Here is a 20,333-nt window from a genome sequence, read left to right on the forward strand (position 1 = left end):
CTTAGATTAACACATGAAGTGCAATACCAAATGCAAGGTGAAAAAAAGACCTAGATGCGCTAGCATCAAAGTTTTTATCCACCGACCAAAGTGAGATTGCAACCATGAGCTATACACATCTAAGCCTAGGTGAACGATACCAGATTTATGCCCTTAAAGGGGCAAAACATAGTATTAATTTTATAGCGAGGGTGTTAAACAGAAGTCCCAGTACCATATCAAGAGAGCTTAGGCGTAATAAAAGCCTACGAGGTTACCGAGCAAAGCATGCTAATAACAAGGCTTGTGACAGACGGGCTAACAACGCCACAACTATTGTGACTGACCTCTGGGCATGGGTGACAGACAAGCTTAAAGAGAACTGGAGTCCTGAGCAAATATCTGGCGTTCATGCTGGTATCAGTCATATGAGCATTTATCGCTATATTTGGCGTGATAAGAGGCAGGGCGGTACATTGTGGCAGTGTCTCAGACGTAAAGGAAAACCATACCGGCAGCGTCTAACCGCTGAGACTCGAGGCCGTATCAATGACAGAGTCTCGATTCATGAGCGCCCTTGTATTGTTGAAGAACGCTCACGTATTGGAGATTGGGAAGCGGATACCGTTATCGGTCAGCATCACAAGCAAGCGATTGTCACGCTCGTTGAACGTAAAACGGGGCTGCTGAAGATGAAGCGTGTGGGTCATAAAACAGCACAGCAAGTATCAGAGGCAATGATAGAACTCTTAGCGCCAGTGAGGTTGCAGGTTAAGACCATTACCTCTGACAATGGTAAAGAGTTTGCTCAGCATAAGAAGGTGAAACAAAAGCTCTTTAGCCCTTTCTTCTTTGCCGATGCTTATGCGTCATGGCAGCGAGGAACCAACGAGAATACCAATGGCCTTATCAGAGAGTACTTGCCTAAGGGTTGTGACTTTAGACAAGTCTCTGATAATGAAATACAGGACATTGAGAACAAACTAAATAACAGACCAAGAAAACGATTAGGGTTTAAAACGCCTATGCAGGCGTTCTATAATATTAATTAGCGTTGCACTTGGTGTGTTAATCTAAGTTTTTTATCGTCATCTCATCAACGGTTTTTAATAACATTTTGCGACTTAAATATGGCTTCACGTTCCACATTATCATCTCTCAACTCGCAGTCTGTACAGCTGATTTATGCAGGCGGCACCTTTGGCAGTTATGGGCGGCCACTAGCGCCGCTTGCCGCCGAAGTGTTCTTACCCGCCTTGCAGCAACTTGTCACTGAGCACGATGATGCCGCTTTTTTACCTAAGCTGTGTTGGTTAGATAACTCGCTTATCAAAGACAGTAGCCAATTAACGCCAAGCGACTTTGTACATTTTTATACGCTGTTACTCTCGGCCTATCAAGCTGGCGAGCGCCAGTTTGTGCTGATCACAGGGACTGACACCTTAAGCTACTTAGGAGCGTTTTTGGCAGAAGCTTTTGCCGGTTCTGACATCAGTATTACTCTCACAGGCAGCATGCGTCCACTACTAGATAGCGAAGAGCTGCACGCTTATAAAATCGACAGCCACGGTGATGCTTGGGATAATTTTCGTGAAGCTCTGCGCTTAGCAGCAGCGGGGCAATCAGGGGTGAAGATATGTTTTGGCGGTGAGTCTTGGCCGGCGCAAACGGTGCAAAAGATTCATAGCCATGATTTTATGGCCTTTACCGGTCATCACCGTGCCGCCTATCCTGATAATAGCTATATAGATAAGCTGACAGATACTCGCCGGCAGCATTGGCTTGATGACCAACAACAAGTTTTGGCAGCGGTACAAAATCAGCCACAGCACGCTCATGTTCATGCACTTTACTGCTTGCCTAACGATCCAAGCGTGCTCAGCGAGCAGTTACAAGCGCTGCTGTCAAAACCGCCATGCGCCATTATCTTATTAGGGTTTGGCAGCGGCAACGTACCTTACTCGCCGCAGCTTGCCGAGGCGCTACAAGCGGCTTATAAACAAGGCCATATGGTAGTCTGCGCAAGCCAATGCCCATTTGGCGGCGTGAGTAGCAGTTACGCCGCGGGCAGCTGGCAATATGATTATCACGTCATCGCTGGTGGACGCCTCACTCTCTCTGCGATCTACGCGCGCCTACTGTGGTTATTGCTACGTTACGACACCCCTGCCCGTAGACGTCAGCGCTGGACTTATAGCGTTAACCAAGCAGGAACTTCTACGAGTCGTCAGCGCTAAACAATCCCAAACTCATAAAATAAGCTTAAGCACCTCAACCATTATGACCGACTCTTTAGCAGATAACGCTCAGCCAATAGTGCCGCAAGACGAGCTAATCCAACACACCGATGAAGACACTCCTACTTACACTTTAGCGATAGCTATCGAGTTTTTGGGGACTCATTATTATGGCTGGCAACGACAAAAAGAGGTTTTAGGCGTCCAGCAAGTCCTAGAGGCTGCTATTAGCAAAGTCGCTAACGAGACAGTAGAAGTGGTCGCCGCAGGACGCACCGACTCTGGGGTACACGCAAGTAACATGGTCGCTCACTTTGTCACTCGAGCCTACCGACCGACCCATAATTGGCTGCGCGGTGTCAATAGCTTATTACCCGATGATATTGCACTACGCTGGATTCAGCCGATGCCAAGCGATTTTCATGCGCGCTTTAAGGCCATCGCTCGGCGTTATCGCTATGTTACGCTCAATCAAGACACGCGCCCAGCTATCTTAAACCACCAAGTGACTCACATTCATCAGCCACTTGATCTAGCCGCAATGCAAAAGGCTGCTGCAGACATAGTAGGAACGCATGATTTTACAAGTTTTCGCGCCGCAGCTTGCCAGTCCAATCAGCCGGTGCGTACCATCAGTCATGCCAAGCTCTTTGCTCATGGCGCCTTTATTGTATTTGATATTCAAGCCGATGGCTTTTTGCATCATATGGTACGTAACTTAATGGGTACGCTGTACGCTATCGGCCGTCACGAGCTGCAGCCGGACGACCTCTTAGCTATTTTAGCGCAAAAAGATCGTACGATTGCCCCGCCGACCGCTGCTGGTGATGGACTTTATTTTATAAAAGCGTATTATCCCGAAGAGTACGAGTCGCTGCTCCCAAAAGAGCCACTGACTCCAATTTGGCTCAATCTGCCAGATTAATTTTTTAGATATTCAAGCTCAATTATAATTTGACATACATAACCGCTAAACGCTGTCAAGCAAAAACCCGTTGCCATATTGCTTTAATCGCTAAACTTACGTATAATATTGGCTTATTTTTCATTGATTGATATAAATTATGGCTAAAAAAGACGATATTATCGAGTTTGAAGGCGAAGTCATCGATACCTTGCCAAACACTCTGTTTAAGGTTCGTTTAGAAAACGGACACGAAATCATTGCCCATATCTCTGGCAAAATGCGTAAGCATTACATCCGTATTTTGACTGGTGATAAAGTCAAAGTCGAGATGACGCCTTATGACTTGACCAAAGGTCGTATTACTTATCGTGGTAAGAACTAAACTGCTTACTTCGTATGACCTTTGAGTTTTGATCTAGTCTAGAGAATTAAGCACGCTTAGCATCTCTTGTCAGGCAAAAAATACCGCTAATAATTGTACTAGCGGTATTTTTTTGCCTAATATTCTAGCTTAAGGATTCAATCAATCTGACTTGTTATAAAATCACTTAAACTCTACTGTAGCGTCATCGTCGATAACTCCTAACAAAGATAACGCGTCCCAGTTGGTCAAACGCACGCAGCCTGCTGAGGCTTGGCGACTAATGCGATCAGGATCTGGCGAACCATGTATACCATAAGACGGCTTTGACAAGCCAATCCAAACCTTGCCTACTGGGTTATTAGGACCTGGCGGAATAATAAACTTCTCTCCGTTATCGCCAGTATAAGTATAGTTGGGGCCATTGACTTTCACTTTTACTTCATGCGTACCCGTTGGTGAAGGCGTAGCAGTGCTGCCGACTGTCGTGGGATAGCTAGCTACAAGATTGCCTTGGTCATCATAAGCATAGAGAGTTTCAGTAGTTTTATCCGCGACCACACGGCTGACAGGCGTTGTATTAGGATTGCCCGGATTATAGACGGTGATGGTCTCGCCAGCATTAAAGCTAGCCTTTGGATTTAGAGACTTCAGGTAGCTGTCACTCATATGAAACTTCTCAGCTAATGCCTCGAGCACGGATTCATAATACATGCCCTCGAGATTAGACTTGGCTTCTGCGCTAGCTGGAATCGTGGTCGTTTTGATATTGACATCATCAGGGGTTAATTTATAGCGCACTAGTACAGGTTGACGGGTTAATGCCTCACTCGCTGTCAGTGCATCCCAAGTTTCGGTATTTAATTGGTCAGTGACGCTCAAACCATTAGCCTTTTGAAACGCTTGCATCGCTTTACGAGTGTTTTTGCCCCAGTACCCATCTACTGAGCCGACGCCGCTATGGTGCCAATTTAATAGCGCTTGCAAGCGAGTGCCAACTTCACGATCTATCTTCTCCCCTTCCTTCCAATTAACACTGTTTATTTTTTTTGCAGATTTTGATAATCCCTCTGTCGTATACTCAATAGTTGGTAGTAGCTCGTTAAGAGATTCAGCTGTCGCCTTACTTGCTGCTTTATCGCTATTTATCTTTTGACTGACGCCATTAGTAATGGGGCTAACATCGCTGTTAGTCGCCGCTAGCGCTGGACTCATTAGTAGCACAGTAGATAGACTGCTCGCTAGCATGGCACTGGTGATTTTGGTTAATTGAGACATAGTTTCCTCTAATATTCAATATAGTCTTATAGTGACTTTTTATTATTGTGAAAGTATTTACTAATTTAAATACCTTAATAATAATGCCATAGCGCCCTGTTAGCATATAAGCTCATTATGTTAATAGCGGTCTACTCATATAGTATCTATGTAAATATAGTAGCTATACAAACATAACAACTATGCAAAATCTACGTAAAAAACTGCTTACTTAGTAAATATATTAACAAGCTCTTTTGGACAAAAAAACCTATAAACCGGCAAACGATTTATAGGTTAAATGAGAGATAAAAATCCATAAATATGGACTAGCACTTAAAAACAGCTATAGCAGTTTGGCCAATACCGCCTCGCCCATCTGACGACAGCCCACTTGCGTCAGGCCACTTTCGCTGTTATCCAAGATATCAACCGTACGTAGACCATCATCCAACACATCGCTGACCGCTTGCTCTATCGCTTGTGCAGCGGTCTCTTGCTTAAAAGTATAGCGTAGCATCATAGCTACCGATAGAATCGTCGCTAAGGGATTGGCTTTATCTTGTCCAGCGATATCAGGAGCCGAGCCATGACAAGGCTCATACATACCTTTACCGTCCTCATCGAGGCTCGCTGATGGTAGCATCCCAATAGAGCCTGTAAGCATAGCCGCTTCATCCGATAAAATATCGCCGAACATGTTGCCAGTGACCATAACATCGAACTGTTTGGGATCCTTTATGAGCTGCATACAAGCGTTGTCAGCGTACATGTGCGACAACTCAACATCGCTATAATCCGCTTCTTGCATCTTAATCATCGTCTGCTTCCACAGCTCAGTCACCTCTAACACGTTGGCTTTATCAACTGAACAAATCTTAGCCGGCTTACCGCTGGTTTGGGCGCGAGTCTGCGCCATCTCAAACGCGACTTTGCCGATACGCTCAATCTCGCTGGTGCTATACACCATAGTGTTATAGCCCTGCTGCTCGCCATTATCTAAAGTACGGATGCCGCGCGGTTCACCAAAATAGATACCACCCGTCAGCTCACGGACGATTAATAAGTCAAGCCCTGAGATGATATCGGCTTTGACACTCGAAGCATTCGCTAGCTGCGGATATAGTTTGGCGACACGCAAATTAGCAAACAGACCAAGCTCACTGCGAATCTTGAGCAAACCACGTTCAGGACGTTTACTGCGCTCAATGTTATCCCACTTAGGGCCACCAACTGCGCCTAACAGTACAGCGTCGGCTGCACGAGCCTGCCTTAAAGTCTCCTCGGACAACGGCTCACCAGTCGCATCAATCGCCGCACCGCCAAGAAGCCCCGACTCCAGAGTAAAGCCCAAATCGAATTTATCATTGGCCGCTTTTAGGACATCGATAGCTTGAGTCATAATCTCAGGACCGATGCCATCGCCTGCTAGTGTCAATATAGTCGCCATACTTTTCCTTGTCTTTGAATATTGTAATAAAACTAGAGCTTGTCAAAACTTAGTTATTTGTGGGAATCGGAGGTTTTAATCATTGCGATAAAACGTTATAAAAGGATTTAACTGGTCACCGTATCATCAAACACGCCAGTTTCTACAAACTCGCCTTGACGCTCAGTATCAACTTGCTTACAAAAACGACGCTTAATAGTGCCATCTTGAATAAGCTCTATGCATAGAGGGTTCGGCGATGCACTCGTTAATAAGCTACTGTCTTTTTGTTGAGATTGAACTTTATAAGCGCGCAGCTGATAAGTACCCGCAACGAACTCGTGAATAACCGTGAAACGCTCGACGTATTCTAAGTTATTTTCAGGATAGAAGTTCACTTGTACTTCGCGTTTGATAGGTGTTACTCGGGCGTAATAATTAGTCAAACCGGAGATGCCAGAGGCCGATAACGGCACCAGCTTAACAGCTTTAGTATCGACTAGTGGCACCTTATCTTTTTCAGGTTTTACTATTACAATGTTACGGTCAACAGGCTGATGCGTCTCTTCTGCAATAGTCGGCGTTTGATCGATGCGAGTAATCTCACAGTGATAAGTACCTACACAAGCGATATTAGTCTCGCCTGCCACCGGGTAAATCTTGCCAGACCAATTGTCAGCACTATCAGCAGCTTCTATCTGATGATAGCCTGTAAAAAGCTGACAACTTGATAACAGTGCACTCATAGCAAAAGTGGCACCAACATAAGCGGCAAAACGTGTTTTTTTCATAATGACGGCTACTTTTTGTAAATGATAAAGTTGCTTTTATAATAGCTATCTTGCCGCCATAACTCAATACAGTATTGCTCCCTGTATAACTATTATTAACGCTGGTATCAATAATAGTCATCATTCTCGCTGCTACTGATTTATCGACATATCGTTTGTCAAAACGGACTATCAACCCTAACTATTAAGTCTAAAATTTGGCTTAAGCATGCACTTGATTAAATATCCAAGGCGTCTTTTGCATCATTTTATGCTCATAGTCTTTGATAGCATCGCTTTGTTGCAAGGTTAGACCGATATCATCGAGACCATTTAACAGACAATGCTTGCGAAACTCATCGATCTCAAACGCATACTCTTCTCCTGTCGGGGTGATGACCACTTGGCGCTCTAGATCAGCGGTCAGCTCATAGCCCTCATTCGCTTGCGTGGCTTGCATAAGCGTATCGACAATAGCTTCATCTAAAATAATGGGCAGCATTCCGTTCTTAAAGCAGTTATTATAAAAGATATCGGCAAAGCTTGGCGCAATCACCGTACGAAAGCCGTATTCTGAGAGGGCCCATGGCGCATGCTCGCGACTAGAGCCACAACCAAAGTTTTTACGCGCAAGCAAAATCGTTGCGCCTTGATAGCGGGGCTGATTTAAGACAAAATCAGGGTTGATCGGGCGTTTACTATTATCTTGCCCCGGAAACCCTTCGTCCAAATAGCGCCAATCGTCAAATAAATTGACGCCAAAACCGGTGCGCTTAATAGATTTTAAAAACTGCTTAGGGATAATCTGATCGGTATCAACGTTTGAGCGGTCTAAAGGGCATACAATGCCCGTTTGAATATTATAAGCTTGCATAGTGTTTCCTATAAATAACTATCGAATGTTAGAAGAGTAATCGATTATCCTCTTCTAAAAAGTACGCACATCGACAAAGTGACCCGCCAATGCGGCCGCTGTCGCCATCGCTGGACTCACTAAATGCGTGCGCCCGCCATTGCCTTGACGGCCCTCAAAGTTACGGTTAGAGGTCGACGCGCAGTGCTCACCGGGCTCAAGCTTATCGGCATTCATCGCCAAGCACATTGAGCAACCAGGCTCGCGCCACTCAAACCCTGCATCAGTAAATAGCGTATCTAAGCCCTCAGCTTCTGCCTGCAGTTTGACTTGTCCGGAGCCAGCAACGACGATCGCTTCTTTGACGCTATCAGCGACCGTGCGCCCTTTAATTACTGCTGCCGCATCACGCAAATCTTCAATACGCGAGTTGGTACAAGAGCCGATAAAAATACGATCAAGATGAATATCTGTTATCGGCTGACCTGCCTTGAGTCCCATATAACGGTATGCGCGCATCCAGCCCTCTTCTTGAGTGGCATCTGCCGCTTGCTCTGGCGTCGGAACGGACCCCGTGACATCAACGACCATCTCAGGAGAGGTGCCCCAAGAGACTTGCGGGGCAATCTGGCTACCATCAATCTCAACGACAGTATCGAACACCGCATCAGCATCTGAATACAAAGTACGCCAGTAGCGCTCTGCTTGCTGCCACTGCTCACCAGTGGGTGCGTAAGGACGACCTTTGACATAATCGATGGTAGTATCATCAACTGCCACCATGCCAACGCGCGCACCTGCTTCAATCGCCATGTTACAGACCGTCATCCGGCCCTCCATGCTCATCTCTTCAAAGACCTGACCGGCAAACTCGATAGCGTGACCGTTGCCGCCGGCGGTACCGATCTTCGCGATAATCGCGAGCACCACATCCTTTGGCGTCACCCCAGCACCAAGCTCACCGGTGACACGGATCTGCATATTTTTCATTTTTTTGGTGATCAGGCACTGCGTCGCTAAGACATGCTCAACCTCAGAGGTCCCGATACCATGCGCTAAGCAGCCAAGCGCACCATGAGTAGCGGTATGTGAGTCTCCGCAGACAACCGTCATACCCGGTAACACTAAACCTTGCTCAGGTCCTACCACGTGCAAGATACCTTGACGCGCATCATTGATCGTAAATTCAGCAATATTGAATTTGGCGCAGTTGTCATCGAGCGTGACCACTTGCAGACGCGATACTTTATCTTTGATACCTTCAACGCCTTCTAGACGCTCTTTGGTCACCGTCGGTACATTATGATCTGGACTTGCGATATTGGCCGACAGACGCCACGGCGCTCTGTTGGCCAGCTCTAAGCCCTCAAAAGCTTGCGGACTCGTCACTTCATGCAGTAGATGACGGTCAATATAAATAAGGCTAGAACCATCATCACGCTTGCTGACTTCGTGAGCATTCCAAAGTTTGTCGTATAATGTTTGAGCGGCCATGTAGCTGTCCTTTTCCGGTTACTGATCTTTGAACTGAGCTTCAATTAGTATGCGCCTATACTGAACGCTAATATCCTAATTATACCTTATAAGCTAAATCGATAACGCTGTAGTCTATTTAATTAATAACTATTTATTTGCTAAACTTAACAATTAACAAAAATAACAAAGTAAAAGTGTTAAAAAGTGGGTTCATCTCTTGTGATTATAGCAGCCTAATCCTATAATAATAATTGATGATTTTTATCCATTCCCAAACTTATATTTCTAATAAATTGTGATTGGATTAGCCAACTTTTAATTATAGCTCTACATATAGCTAAGGATACCGGTTTGAATACCACCAATTTGACAACGTTTGTCACCGTTATGCAAACAGGCAGTATCTCAGGAGCAGCAGAAAAGCTGTTTATCACTCAGCCTGCCGTCAGCAAACGTATCAAAAACTTAGAAGACGAATTCAATATTACGCTATTTGACACCGTAGGCCGCGGTATCGTGCCTACCCAAGCCGCTAACGAGATGCTGCCGCACGCCCGGCGTTGGCTCGATGATTATGATAATTTTAGGATTAATCTTCAGCACTCAGAACAAGTGGTCTCAGGCAAGCTAGTCATTGGTACGAGTCATCATATTGGTCTACATCACTTAGCGCCAGTGCTCAAGCATTTTATTCAAGCTTATCCTGCTGTGCAGTTAGAAGTACATTTTGTCGACTCTGAAGAGGCGCACAAATCCGTTCTTGATGGTAACTTATCTCTGGCTTTCTTAACCTTACCGCCCGTCTATGACAAGCGCTTGACTTATCATACGCTATGGTCCGATCCACTATATTTCATGACCGGCACGTTATCGCCCTTAGCGCAAAAAACCAATGTGACTTTAGAGCAGCTAGCACACTATCCAGCTATTCTACCTTCTGCCAATACCTTTACGAGTCAGATCACCTTGGCTGAATTTGCCAAACATAACTTAAAGCCTTATGCCACAATGAGTACCAATCCACTTGAGTCGATTCGTATGCTCGTCTCCGTAGGACTGGGCTGGTCGGTACTGCCGCAAACCCTGATAAGCCAAGACTTAGAGCGTATCAATATGGCGGATAATATCGAGCTGCAACGCTACTTAGGCGTGGTTATCAATCCAAAATTGACGCGCTCTAGCAGTGTCGAGGCGCTATTAGAGCTACTTGCACCTATTGATTAATTCATGATACCGTTAGTAATATAAACGTAACAAATATGATAAACGTGATCCACAAGGTCACGTTTTTTTTATAGTTATTCTATAGCTCAAAATTATTGAGGGGCTTATGTAACGCTAGTCGCATCTAATCTACGATTAGTAATTGATATTGTGATGCGTTATAATTTTTAAGTATGAACTTTAACATTCAGTTACTTCAGTGATAACTATGTCATTTTAATTAATGCTCTAGCATTATTGAAGTAAGGTTACTGACTGATCTACTTGATAACTGATGCTACTTAATTTAATGATGAATCTAGTGTTAAAAGTAGCTGACAGTATCACTGATTTGCAATGCTATTGATTTAAGATCTGCTTGAGTATTAAAGGTCATAACTAAAGACAGTATAATTAAATTAGCAGCCAGTTTCATTTATGTTTGTGAGTAAGATGACTTATACAACCATAAATGACAGCTCATTTTCAAAAAGAGCTTATTATCTGCTTTTAGAGTCATATCGATAAACGTATGGTAAAACTGACGATTTTAAACGATTGATATCCTTCACTGCGATGAATAAAGAATGACTTACTTTTATTTATCGGTGTAAGCCTAAAGCTGACTGTGATTATATCAATCCTGTACAGTCAAAAGTAATCACTTATTGATAAGTGCAAAGTTAATAAGTGCAAAGTTAATAAGTGCAAAGCCATTACGAGATATCTAATGGCTTTTATTGTTTTTAGATATCACCTTTTGTGCTGAGTTTCTATTTTTATCTCGATAGCAAAATATAATAACAGCCAACAGCGTTGGTTAAGGACAATTTATATGAACGGAGTTTCTAGTGGCGTGCTGATATCGCTTGCCGCCTATTTCTTAGTGATGATTGGGATTGGTATTTATGCTTACTTTAAGCAGGCCAATGATACTGAAGGTTACATGCTTGGGGGCCGTAATCTCGGTCCAGCAGTTACTGCATTATCCGCAGGTGCTTCAGACATGTCAGGTTGGTTACTACTTGGCTTACCTGGTTATATGTATGCAGATGGTGTGGTTAGTATTTGGATCGCACTTGGTTTGACATTAGGGGCATTATTAAACTATCTGATCGTAGCACCTCGCCTTCGTGTGTACACCGAAGTAGCTGACAACGCTATTACCCTACCCGATTACTTCGCCAACCGCTTTGAAGACAAGTCACACATGCTACGTGTCATCTCAGCCGTTGTCATCATTCTATTCTTTACCGTTTATACCGCTGCAAGTCTTGTAGGGGGTGGTAAACTTTTCGAAAGCTCATTGAACCTATCTTATAGCACAGGCCTATGGGTTACTGCTGGTGTGGTAGTTGCTTATACACTATTCGGTGGTTTTCTCGCTGTATCCATGACTGACTTCGTACAAGGGGTCATCATGTTATTTGCTATGGTGATCGTCCCTATCGTTGCCTTTACTGATCTTGGCGGCATTTCAGCTACGACAACCGCAGTCCAAAATATCGATCCAAGCTTGCTCGATATCACCAGTGGTATGACAGCACTTGGTATCATCTCACTGATGGCCTGGGGCTTGGGTTATTTTGGTCAGCCGCATATTATCGTACGTTTTATGGCGATTCGCTCAGTTAGAGACGTTCCGACCGCCCGTAATATTGGTATGAGCTGGATGATTATCAGCCTTATTGGTGCCTTGATGACTGGTTTTGCTGGTCGTGCGTATGTGCAAAAGACTGCCATGACATTAGATGATCCTGAGACTATCTTTTTGGTATTCACGCAGTTCTTATTCCATCCATTGGTTTCAGGCTTCTTATTAGCGGCCATCTTGGCAGCGATCATGAGTACCATCTCCTCTCAGCTATTGGTGGTATCAAGCTCATTGACTAAGGACGTGTATAAGCTGTTCTTTGATAAAGAAGCCCCAGAGGCGCGTCAAGTACTCGTCGGCCGTATTTCTGTGATTGTCGTTGCTGTTGTCGCTATTTTGCTGGCATCAAACCCAGACAGCTCAGTACTGAACCTCGTTTCTAACGCTTGGGCAGGATTTGGCGCGGCATTTGGCCCGCTCGTTATCTTTAGTCTGACATGGCGCGGTATGAACCGTAACGGCGCTGTCGCCGGTATGGTTGTCGGTGCATTGACGGTCATCTTGTGGGTCTATGGTCCATTCGAGATGAATGGAGTCGCCCTAAATAGCTGGTTATATGCTATCGTTCCAGGCTTTATCTTGAGCACCATTGCTATCTTTGCAGTGAGTATCATGACTGGCGGTCCAAGACCTACGGTATCTGATAGATATAAAGAAATGGAGCTGAATTTAAACAAATAAATTCATAGACTATTGAATATTAAAAAACCTCGCTATCAAAGATGGCGAGGTTTTTTATTGGTAGCTATTAATTATGATGTAAGTAGCTACTATTATAAGTAGGAAGGCTGGTCTAACCTTCTATTATGAGTATCTACTCTTAATAGAATAGCTATGTACTATTGCTAAATGGGTCTGTCTAAACATGCCCCTACCTATATGGATAGCTAACTATCATATAGGTAGCGACAATGGATACACTGCTTACCATTCAATCAACTGGAAGGCAGCTGTCACATGTGTAGCAACATATGAGTAGTAAGTAGGTTGTAGCTATCAGTTATTAATTTACTCTCTGTAAAACACTCTAAATATCTTTCCATATCTAAGAGTTTTTATTCAATTAAAATATTGGAATCAATAAAAAAGCGACCTATGATAGGCCGCTTTTTATTGTCTACAGGAGATACAAATCGATTATTTACCCTGATAAGAAAGCTTTAAACCAGCAATGTAACCATCATTATCTTGGAAATCACCAACGATCTTTCCACTAGGTAGACGACCTTTTGCATCACCGAACCATAAGTATTTACCACCAACTGAAACGGCCCATTCAGGCGTGACATTGTACTTGGCACCTAAGCCTACGCTGTAATACCCTTCGATAGGACCTAAGGAGGTGGTTGGGTCACCTGCACCACTATCCCAACCTACTGTGCCACTGACCGCTAGAGCCTGTGCAAGGCGTTTAGCTAGACCAAGCTCTACTTGCCACTGATCATCATCATAGTCGACTAAGTTAAGACCATCAGGACGGGCAGCATTTTTACTAACTTCGTTATATAATGGCGGCGTAATGACAAAGTCGCTCCAAGGTACCCAACGGACTTTTGCCGTTGCTAAAGTAGTCGGATTGATACCTGTTTGGAAGTCGAAGTTCACTGACTTAGGAGTCGTAATCTCGTATCGACTAGTTTGATTGGCTAAAAGAGCACGTGGAGGAGTACCTATTGCACCGATGGTCGGCGCTAAAGGGTAGGTTTCAGATATTTCAATATCATGATCAATTTCAGAACGATAAGTTAGTGCTGCTTTTAATGCGATTTCAGGCTTACTAAAAGAGAAACCTGCAATATAACCGTAGTCCATGTCAGGGTTGCTGTTCGACGTGTAGCCAGTAGCAGGACCGTAAGCAAGACCACGTAGTTTTGTTTCAGACTGAATACGCTGTGCTACTGGACCGCCATAAACTTGAAAGTTTTTATTGGCACCAAACTTCATACCAAGAATACCCGTTAGGCTCTGGCTACGAACCTCTACATTAGTGTTTTCACCAGCAGTTCCAGCTTCAGCTCCAACTATCGCATTACCTATTGGCCCGCTAGGTGCTGGGTCATTTGCGAACTCTCCTGATGAGTCAGCTGGATTAGTATTTGCGACAAAATTATTATCACCGCTATATTCCGCCGCAGCACCGAAAGGCTCATCGTATAGTAAGCCAATACTGAATGTATCATTGATGTCCGTTTTTACACCGTAACGGAAAAAGTCATAAGACTCAGCAATATCGCCCGTTTTGTTACCGCGTACATAGGTATTATCGAATGGGTTGTTATTGGAACTATCATAACCACTTACATCAGCGTCAATATAAGTATAGACCGCTTCAGCGTAAGTGCCATCTTGAAAAAAAGCAGTGACATCTTGACCTGAACGATCAAGACCAGCAGCATTAGCCATACTAGCTACAGAAAAAGCAGCTAAGGCTACCGTAAGGGTTTTTAAGTGAAAGGTAGGGCGCATTGTGTATCTCCAAACATCCTCATTGTTTAACCGTTGCCATAGTCCAGTTGTTACTAAACATGTAAACGGGGTCCTAAATTGAATAGTAATGTTTTTTTGACACTAAAACAACATTTAAAGTGCTTTATTTCTTAAATATGACCAAACAGTACAAAATGTAGTTATCCGTAATCAACTGTCGACTGACTCAATATTTCACTCATTCATTATTAATTAAAAAAGCGACCCCTAAGGATCGCTTTTTTATTGAGCTTAAATCAGACTTATTACTTAGACTGATAAGAAATCTTTGCCCCAAGTACATAACCGTCATTGTCTTCGAAGTTACTAACAACCGTTTTACTTGGAATTTGACCTTCAGCATCACCGAACCATAAGTATTTACCACCAGCAGATACGGCCCAGTTCTCGGTAACATTATACTTTGCGCCAAGGCCAACACTATAATAGCCCTCGATAGGACCTAGTGACGTCACTGGGTCACCTGCACCACTATCCCAACCGATATTACCTGAAACTGCTAATGCAGGAGTTAGACGTTTGGCCAGACCAAGCTCTACTTGCCACTGATCGTCATCATAGCTGACTAAATCTAAACCTTCAGGAGGTATACCAGTACCTTGAGGCAGAGTTGCTAATACTTGACTAAAACCATTATATAGTCCTGGTGTAATCGCGAAATCACTCCACGGTACCCAGCGTACTTTTGCAGTCGCTAATGTCGTCGGGTTGATACCCGTCTGAAAATCAAAGTTTACTGACTCAGGTGTGGTAATTTCAATATCACCACTTCGATTTGCTGAAAGGCCCGGGATAGGTAGACTATCGACAAAAGGATATAGCTCAGCAGAATTAGCAGTATGCTCAATTTCCGAGCGGTAAGTCAATGCTGCTTTTAAAGCAATCTCAGGCTTACTATACGACGCACCTGCTAACCAACCATAGTCTTGATCCGCATTAACATTTAAAGTATAACCATTAGCAACGCTATAAGCCTCACCACGTAGCTTTACGTCAGCTTTGACACGCTGCGCGACAGGACCACCATACACTTGGAACTCTTTGTTTTCACCAAACTTTGCACCAAGGATACCGGTTAAGCTTTCAGTACGAACTTCAACATTGGTACCTTCGCCTGTTGCATCTACAAAGTTGCTATCGCCTACATAGTCAGCCGCAGCACCGAAGGGCTCATCATATAAAACACCAATGCTAAAGGTTTCGTTGATGTCAGTCTTTACACCATAACGGAAAAAATCATAATCCTCAGCAATGTCGTCGATCTTATTACCTGAGGTATCTTTACCAGTTACATCAGCGTCGATATAAGTATAGACGGTCTCTGCATAAGTGCCATCTTGCAAAAATGCGGTAATATCTTGACCGGAACGATCAAGGCCTGCAGCGCTAGCCGCGCTTGCCACTGAAAAAGTAGCGATCGCTACGCTAAGAGCCTTTAAACAAAAAGTGCTACGCATTAGTTCTCTCCAAACATCCTAACTGTTTTATTTCCTTGTTTAACCTAGCTAAGAACAGTTAACTCAACCAAACTTCGCTAAACAAGGGGGATTGAAGGGCAAGATACTAATAGCTTTTGAAGTTGATGACAACCATAAAAAATAATTATTTAGTTACTATGCCGTCACAATATAGTCACAACTTTACATTTAGAAAAGCTCATATAATCCGGTCTGCGTTTTGATTCAAACCATACAAGCGGCTATCTAAGCAGGCTGATACTTAAATATTGCAATGATGAAAATAACATTTTTCTCAATAATGCGGAGGTTTATCTGCTAGGACATCAAAAGGAGCGATGCCGTCACCTTGGTTTTGACTCTGCATTTGGTTATAGATAAGCTGCAACTGTCGCTGTAGCGTTTGAATATCTTTATCTTGACGAGCAATCACTTGATCTAGACGCTCTACGGTCAGCTCGAGATGCGCCATACTCATCTGTAGCTCAATCATCTCACCTTTTAGCTCCGCTGAGGCTAGCGGGTCATTCGCTATAGGCTCTTTTTCTATATTCCCTAAGGTGTGGGGTGAAGCGTCTTTCATAGTACATATCCGGTCGATTATGTGATTATTGGGTGGTGATAAGCGGTTTTGAATATTCGCAAATTAGGGCGTGTTGAACATTCGACCGTGGCACTGACAGAGACTATTTTTTAGGCGATTTGCAGATAAAAATGGTAAGTTTAGTCGTTCTAAGCGTCTATTTTTATCAATAAAGCGGCAAAAAATAGTCCTGTCCCTGCAGGCTGATGCTAAAATCGCCCTAGTCGTTGCGACTGTTTAAATAAAATCAGCTAGCCAATGCAATAAGCATTACCTGCAATTTTAACGACGACTAGAACACAGCTTTGATTAACTAGTAGCGATCAGCAGTGCGCATTTGTGAATGTTCAACACGCCCTAAGTCACAGCGATAAAAAAGCATGACGCATCCTAAAGTCCTCTAGGCTCATGTTATACTGCTGACTATTTGCTAGTCTCTATAATTTATTATCAATTTATGATTAATAATGGGCAACTCGCTATTTTATCATCTATTCCACTCTCTTATATATAAGCTTAAGACATTCTATGGCACTGATACATCTAAAAAACATCCACCTCGCTTTTGGCGTAGCACCTATCCTTGATGGTGTCGACTTTAGCATTGAGGCTGGCGAACGCGTCTGTCTGATCGGTCGTAATGGCGAAGGTAAATCCACTTTATTCAAGCTTATCAACGGCTCTATGCAGCCTGATAGCGGCGAAGTCATTATCAATAGCAGCGTGCGTGTTGCTATGCTTGAGCAGGATGTTCCTGAAACTTCGGGGCGTATACTAGACATCGTCATGGGCGGCAGTCGGCAAACCGCTGACCTGCTCATGGCCTATAACCAGCAAACCGATCTATGCGCTGAGGGCGATATGGATGCCTGCGAGCGCATGGCGACTTTGCAGCACGATATCGACGCGGTACATGGCTGGGATTTAGAGCGTGAAGCGACGCGGCTGATTACCACTATGGGGCTTAACGCGGATGATGACTTATCCTCGCTATCGGGTGGTCGTAAGCGCCGAGTGCTGTTGGCAAGAGCCTTAGTCACTAAGCCTGACGTATTATTGCTTGATGAGCCGACCAACCATTTGGACGTCGATAGTATCGAGTGGCTGGAGCGCTTCTTGTTAGATTGGCAAGGTCTGACGCTGCTATTTGTCACTCACGATAGAGCCTTTGTCAATAAGCTGGCAACGCGCATCGTCGAATTAGATCGTGGTCTATTGACCAGCTATGATGTCACTCAAGGCGCTAAAGGCTACGCGCGCTATCAAGAGCTAAAAGAGCAACAACTGCTCGCTGAAGAAAAAAGTAATGCCAACTTTGATAAAAAACTGGCGCAAGAAGAAGTGTGGATTCGCCAAGGAATCAAAGCCCGCCGTACACGTAACGAAGGCCGCGTGCGCGATCTAAAGGCCCTGCGTGAAGAGCGTAGCCAGCGCCGTGAGCAAGTCGGTAACGTCAACATCACAATGGATGCAGGCGAAAAAAGCGGTAAGCTCGTTTGTAAGGTCAAAAACCTTCATCTTGAATACGATGGCAATGTGCTCGTCGACAACTTTAGTACCACCATTATGCGTGGTGACAAGATAGGTATCATCGGTCCTAACGGCGCTGGTAAAACCACCTTAATAAAAGCGCTACTCGATATGTCTGACGATGAAGTCACCAAGAGCGGTACTGTGGAGCTAGGGACTAATCTGCAAATCGCTTTCTTCGATCAGTTGCGTGATCAGCTCGATCTAGAAGCTAGCGTTGCCCAAAACGTCTCTGAAGGCTCAGACTTCATCGAAGTGGGCGGCCGAAAGACCCATATCATGAGCTATTTGCAAGACTTCTTATTTGCTCCGGAGCGAGCGCGCACCCCTGTCAAAGCCTTGTCCGGTGGTGAGCGCAACCGCGTATTACTTGCCAAGCAATTATTAAAGCCTGCCAATATATTAGTGCTCGATGAGCCTACCAACGATTTGGACATGGCGACCCTTGAGTTATTAGAAGAGTCCGTCAGTAACTTTAATGGCACGATACTACTTATCAGCCATGATCGCTCGTTTATGGATAACGTGGTTACCTCTACTTGGGTGTTTGATACCGATGAAGACGGTAACGGCGTGGTCGATGAATATGTGGGCGGCTATCAAGAATACTTGATTCAAAAGAATCGCGCGCAAGCGTCTAAAGCGCCGAGCCGTCCTCATACTTTTAAAGCCAACCAAAAACCAGCTGCAACACCCGCTAAACCTGTTAAAGCGCAAAAAAAGCTCAGCTTCAATGAGCAGCGCGAGCTTGATTCGCTACCAAAAGAAATCACTAAGCTAGAAACAGAGCAAGCCAAGCTACAAGACAAGCTGGCTGATGGCTCTTGGTTTACCGAGGATTTTGATGCCGCGACAGCCGCCAGTGAGCGCTTAGCGGTCATTGAGGAGGAAATGATGACAAAGCTTGAGCGCTGGGAAGAACTTGAGAGTGATTAATGATAAAAGTCAGGTATTGTCCTACTGTCTTTTATCTTCTCACTCTCTCATTGCTATTGACTTGCATGAGAGATTAAACAAAATCGGTTACGTAAAGGTGCTGAAAGTTAGTGAACATTGGGCTGATTTCAAGTATCATCGCCTATAAATAAATATCCTTATCATTTATAAGGTAATCTTATTACTCAAAAGGTGGTATCGATTACCTTACGATGAGAGCAGTCTTTGAGACTTTACTAGTCATTACAGATACTTTTAATAGTGCTTATATTTAATAGTGATTATATTTAATAGTGATTATAAATGCTATTTAACTGAATATGCCAATGGCGCGTACCGTTCAGTCGATACGAATTCAATGCTGATTATTCTGATAATGACTTAAGACTTTTAACAGTGTAAAGCTAATAATAATGCCCGCAAAGGTCGCGTTATTTTTGGCGTACCAATTTATTTTTTAACCAAAATAGCTTAGAATAGTAACAATTAGCAAAATTAGGCATAGCTGATGTGGCTTGTCTCTTTATATTGTCAATATAGTATGAACCAATACTAGATGTTTTATATTTCTAAGTCACAAACCCAGTGTGGGATAATCCCATTTCATTCACCTGGAGGAAGTATTAATGAGCCAAGCCGAAGGCGTTAATGTACAACGCCGTAGAGTTTTGATTGCTTCAACTGCCGTAATTGGTGCAGCTGGAGTAGCGGCGGTAGCCACCCCTTTTGTTCGCTCTTGGACGCCAAGTGCCAAAGCTGAAGCTGCTGGTGCTGCGGTTACTCAAGATATCGGTTCTATTGAAGAAGGACAAATGATTGTCGTCAAGTATCGCGGCAAACCTATCTATGTCGTCAAACGTACTGAAGATATGGTGAGTACTTTAGAGCCTGTTGAGTCTTTACTCGCTGATCCCGACTCAAGCGCATCGCTACAACCTGAATATGCCAAGAACCAAACTCGTTCTATCGAGCCAGGTCTATTAGTGGTTGAAGGCGTTTGTACTCATTTGGGCTGTGCCCCAAACTATCGCCCTGAAGTTGGCGCAGCTGACTTAGGTGGTAATGACTGGTACGGCGGATTTTTCTGCCCTTGCCATGGTTCTAAATATGACTTAGCGGGTCGCGTTTATAGCGGCGTACCGGCACCAACCAATTTACCCGTCCCAGAGTATAGTATGGATGGTACCATCTTGACAGTTGGGGAGGCTTAATAT

Annotated in this window: 16 protein-coding genes; 8 read left to right on the forward strand and 8 right to left on the reverse strand. The window is 44.1% G+C overall.

What is annotated here, in order from left to right; genetic code table 11:
• The first annotated feature begins 104 nt into the window (after positions 1 to 104).
• From W234_RS14105 to infA, 4 genes are all read left to right on the forward strand, one after another.
• Entirely contained in the window at positions 105 to 1,031 is a 927-nt protein-coding gene (locus W234_RS14105; RefSeq protein ID WP_025643743.1) for an IS30 family transposase, read from the forward strand.
• Between the two features lie 78 nt (positions 1,032 to 1,109).
• Positions 1,110 to 2,216: an asparaginase gene (locus W234_RS14110; protein ID WP_051397414.1), complete on the forward strand. Its 1,107-nt coding sequence runs from the start codon at positions 1,110 to 1,112 to the stop codon at positions 2,214 to 2,216.
• A 43-nt stretch (positions 2,217 to 2,259) separates the two neighbouring features.
• Positions 2,260 to 3,141, forward strand: a complete 882-nt coding sequence (truA, locus tag W234_RS0112890; protein WP_025647240.1) for a tRNA pseudouridine(38-40) synthase TruA — start codon at positions 2,260 to 2,262, stop codon at positions 3,139 to 3,141.
• Positions 3,142 to 3,280: 139 nt separating this feature from the next.
• Complete coding sequence (gene infA / locus W234_RS0112895; protein ID WP_019671605.1) at positions 3,281 to 3,505, forward strand: translation initiation factor IF-1; 225 nt, start codon at positions 3,281 to 3,283, stop codon at positions 3,503 to 3,505.
• A gap of 162 nt (positions 3,506 to 3,667) precedes the next feature.
• On the opposite strand, the gene W234_RS0112900 is transcribed toward infA, so the two are convergent.
• The 5 genes from W234_RS0112900 to leuC form a co-directional block, all read right to left on the reverse strand.
• Positions 3,668 to 4,762: a L,D-transpeptidase family protein gene (locus W234_RS0112900; RefSeq protein ID WP_025647241.1), complete on the reverse strand. Its 1,095-nt coding sequence runs from the start codon at positions 4,760 to 4,762 to the stop codon at positions 3,668 to 3,670.
• A gap of 325 nt (positions 4,763 to 5,087) precedes the next feature.
• Positions 5,088 to 6,191: a 3-isopropylmalate dehydrogenase gene (gene leuB, locus W234_RS0112905; protein WP_025647242.1), complete on the reverse strand. Its 1,104-nt coding sequence runs from the start codon at positions 6,189 to 6,191 to the stop codon at positions 5,088 to 5,090.
• Positions 6,192 to 6,298: 107 nt separating this feature from the next.
• On the reverse strand, positions 6,299 to 6,961 hold the full coding sequence (locus tag W234_RS0112910; RefSeq protein WP_025647243.1) for a hypothetical protein: 663 nt from the start codon (positions 6,959 to 6,961) through the stop codon (positions 6,299 to 6,301).
• Between the two features lie 202 nt (positions 6,962 to 7,163).
• The gene (gene leuD, locus W234_RS0112915) at positions 7,164 to 7,814 is read right to left on the reverse strand and encodes a 3-isopropylmalate dehydratase small subunit (RefSeq protein ID WP_025647244.1); all 651 of its coding nucleotides are present in this window, start codon (positions 7,812 to 7,814) and stop codon (positions 7,164 to 7,166) included.
• Between the two features lie 54 nt (positions 7,815 to 7,868).
• Complete coding sequence (gene leuC, locus W234_RS0112920) at positions 7,869 to 9,287, reverse strand: 3-isopropylmalate dehydratase large subunit (RefSeq protein ID WP_025647245.1); 1,419 nt, start codon at positions 9,285 to 9,287, stop codon at positions 7,869 to 7,871.
• Positions 9,288 to 9,620: 333 nt separating this feature from the next.
• Between leuC and W234_RS0112925 the strand changes: the two genes are divergently transcribed.
• On the forward strand, positions 9,621 to 10,493 hold the full coding sequence (locus W234_RS0112925) for a LysR family transcriptional regulator (protein WP_025647246.1): 873 nt from the start codon (positions 9,621 to 9,623) through the stop codon (positions 10,491 to 10,493).
• 814 nt (positions 10,494 to 11,307) lie between these two features.
• Complete coding sequence (gene putP / locus W234_RS0112930; protein ID WP_025647247.1) at positions 11,308 to 12,807, forward strand: sodium/proline symporter PutP; 1,500 nt, start codon at positions 11,308 to 11,310, stop codon at positions 12,805 to 12,807.
• 456 nt (positions 12,808 to 13,263) lie between these two features.
• On the opposite strand, the gene W234_RS0112935 is transcribed toward putP, so the two are convergent.
• From W234_RS0112935 to W234_RS0112945, 3 genes are all read right to left on the reverse strand, one after another.
• On the reverse strand, positions 13,264 to 14,592 hold the full coding sequence (locus W234_RS0112935; protein ID WP_025647248.1) for an OmpP1/FadL family transporter: 1,329 nt from the start codon (positions 14,590 to 14,592) through the stop codon (positions 13,264 to 13,266).
• A gap of 266 nt (positions 14,593 to 14,858) precedes the next feature.
• Positions 14,859 to 16,070 carry an OmpP1/FadL family transporter gene (locus W234_RS0112940; RefSeq protein WP_025647249.1) on the reverse strand — a complete coding sequence of 404 codons (1,212 nt, stop codon included), beginning with the start codon at positions 16,068 to 16,070 and terminating at the stop codon, positions 14,859 to 14,861.
• A 295-nt stretch (positions 16,071 to 16,365) separates the two neighbouring features.
• Positions 16,366 to 16,653, reverse strand: a complete 288-nt coding sequence (locus W234_RS0112945) for a SlyX family protein (RefSeq protein ID WP_025647250.1) — start codon at positions 16,651 to 16,653, stop codon at positions 16,366 to 16,368.
• 528 nt (positions 16,654 to 17,181) lie between these two features.
• Here W234_RS0112945 and W234_RS0112950 point away from each other — a divergent pair.
• Together W234_RS0112950 and petA are read left to right on the forward strand one after the other, a co-directional pair.
• Positions 17,182 to 19,119 (forward strand): ATP-binding cassette domain-containing protein, encoded by a 1,938-nt coding sequence (locus tag W234_RS0112950; protein WP_025647251.1) that lies wholly within the window; start codon positions 17,182 to 17,184, stop codon positions 19,117 to 19,119.
• A 626-nt stretch (positions 19,120 to 19,745) separates the two neighbouring features.
• Positions 19,746 to 20,330 (forward strand): ubiquinol-cytochrome c reductase iron-sulfur subunit, encoded by a 585-nt coding sequence (petA, locus tag W234_RS0112955; RefSeq protein ID WP_025647252.1) that lies wholly within the window; start codon positions 19,746 to 19,748, stop codon positions 20,328 to 20,330.
• Positions 20,331 to 20,333 lie beyond the last annotated feature (3 nt).

This window comes from Psychrobacter sp. TB15 (genome assembly GCF_000511655.1).
GTDB classification, from domain to species: Bacteria; Pseudomonadota; Gammaproteobacteria; order Pseudomonadales; family Moraxellaceae; genus Psychrobacter; species Psychrobacter submarinus.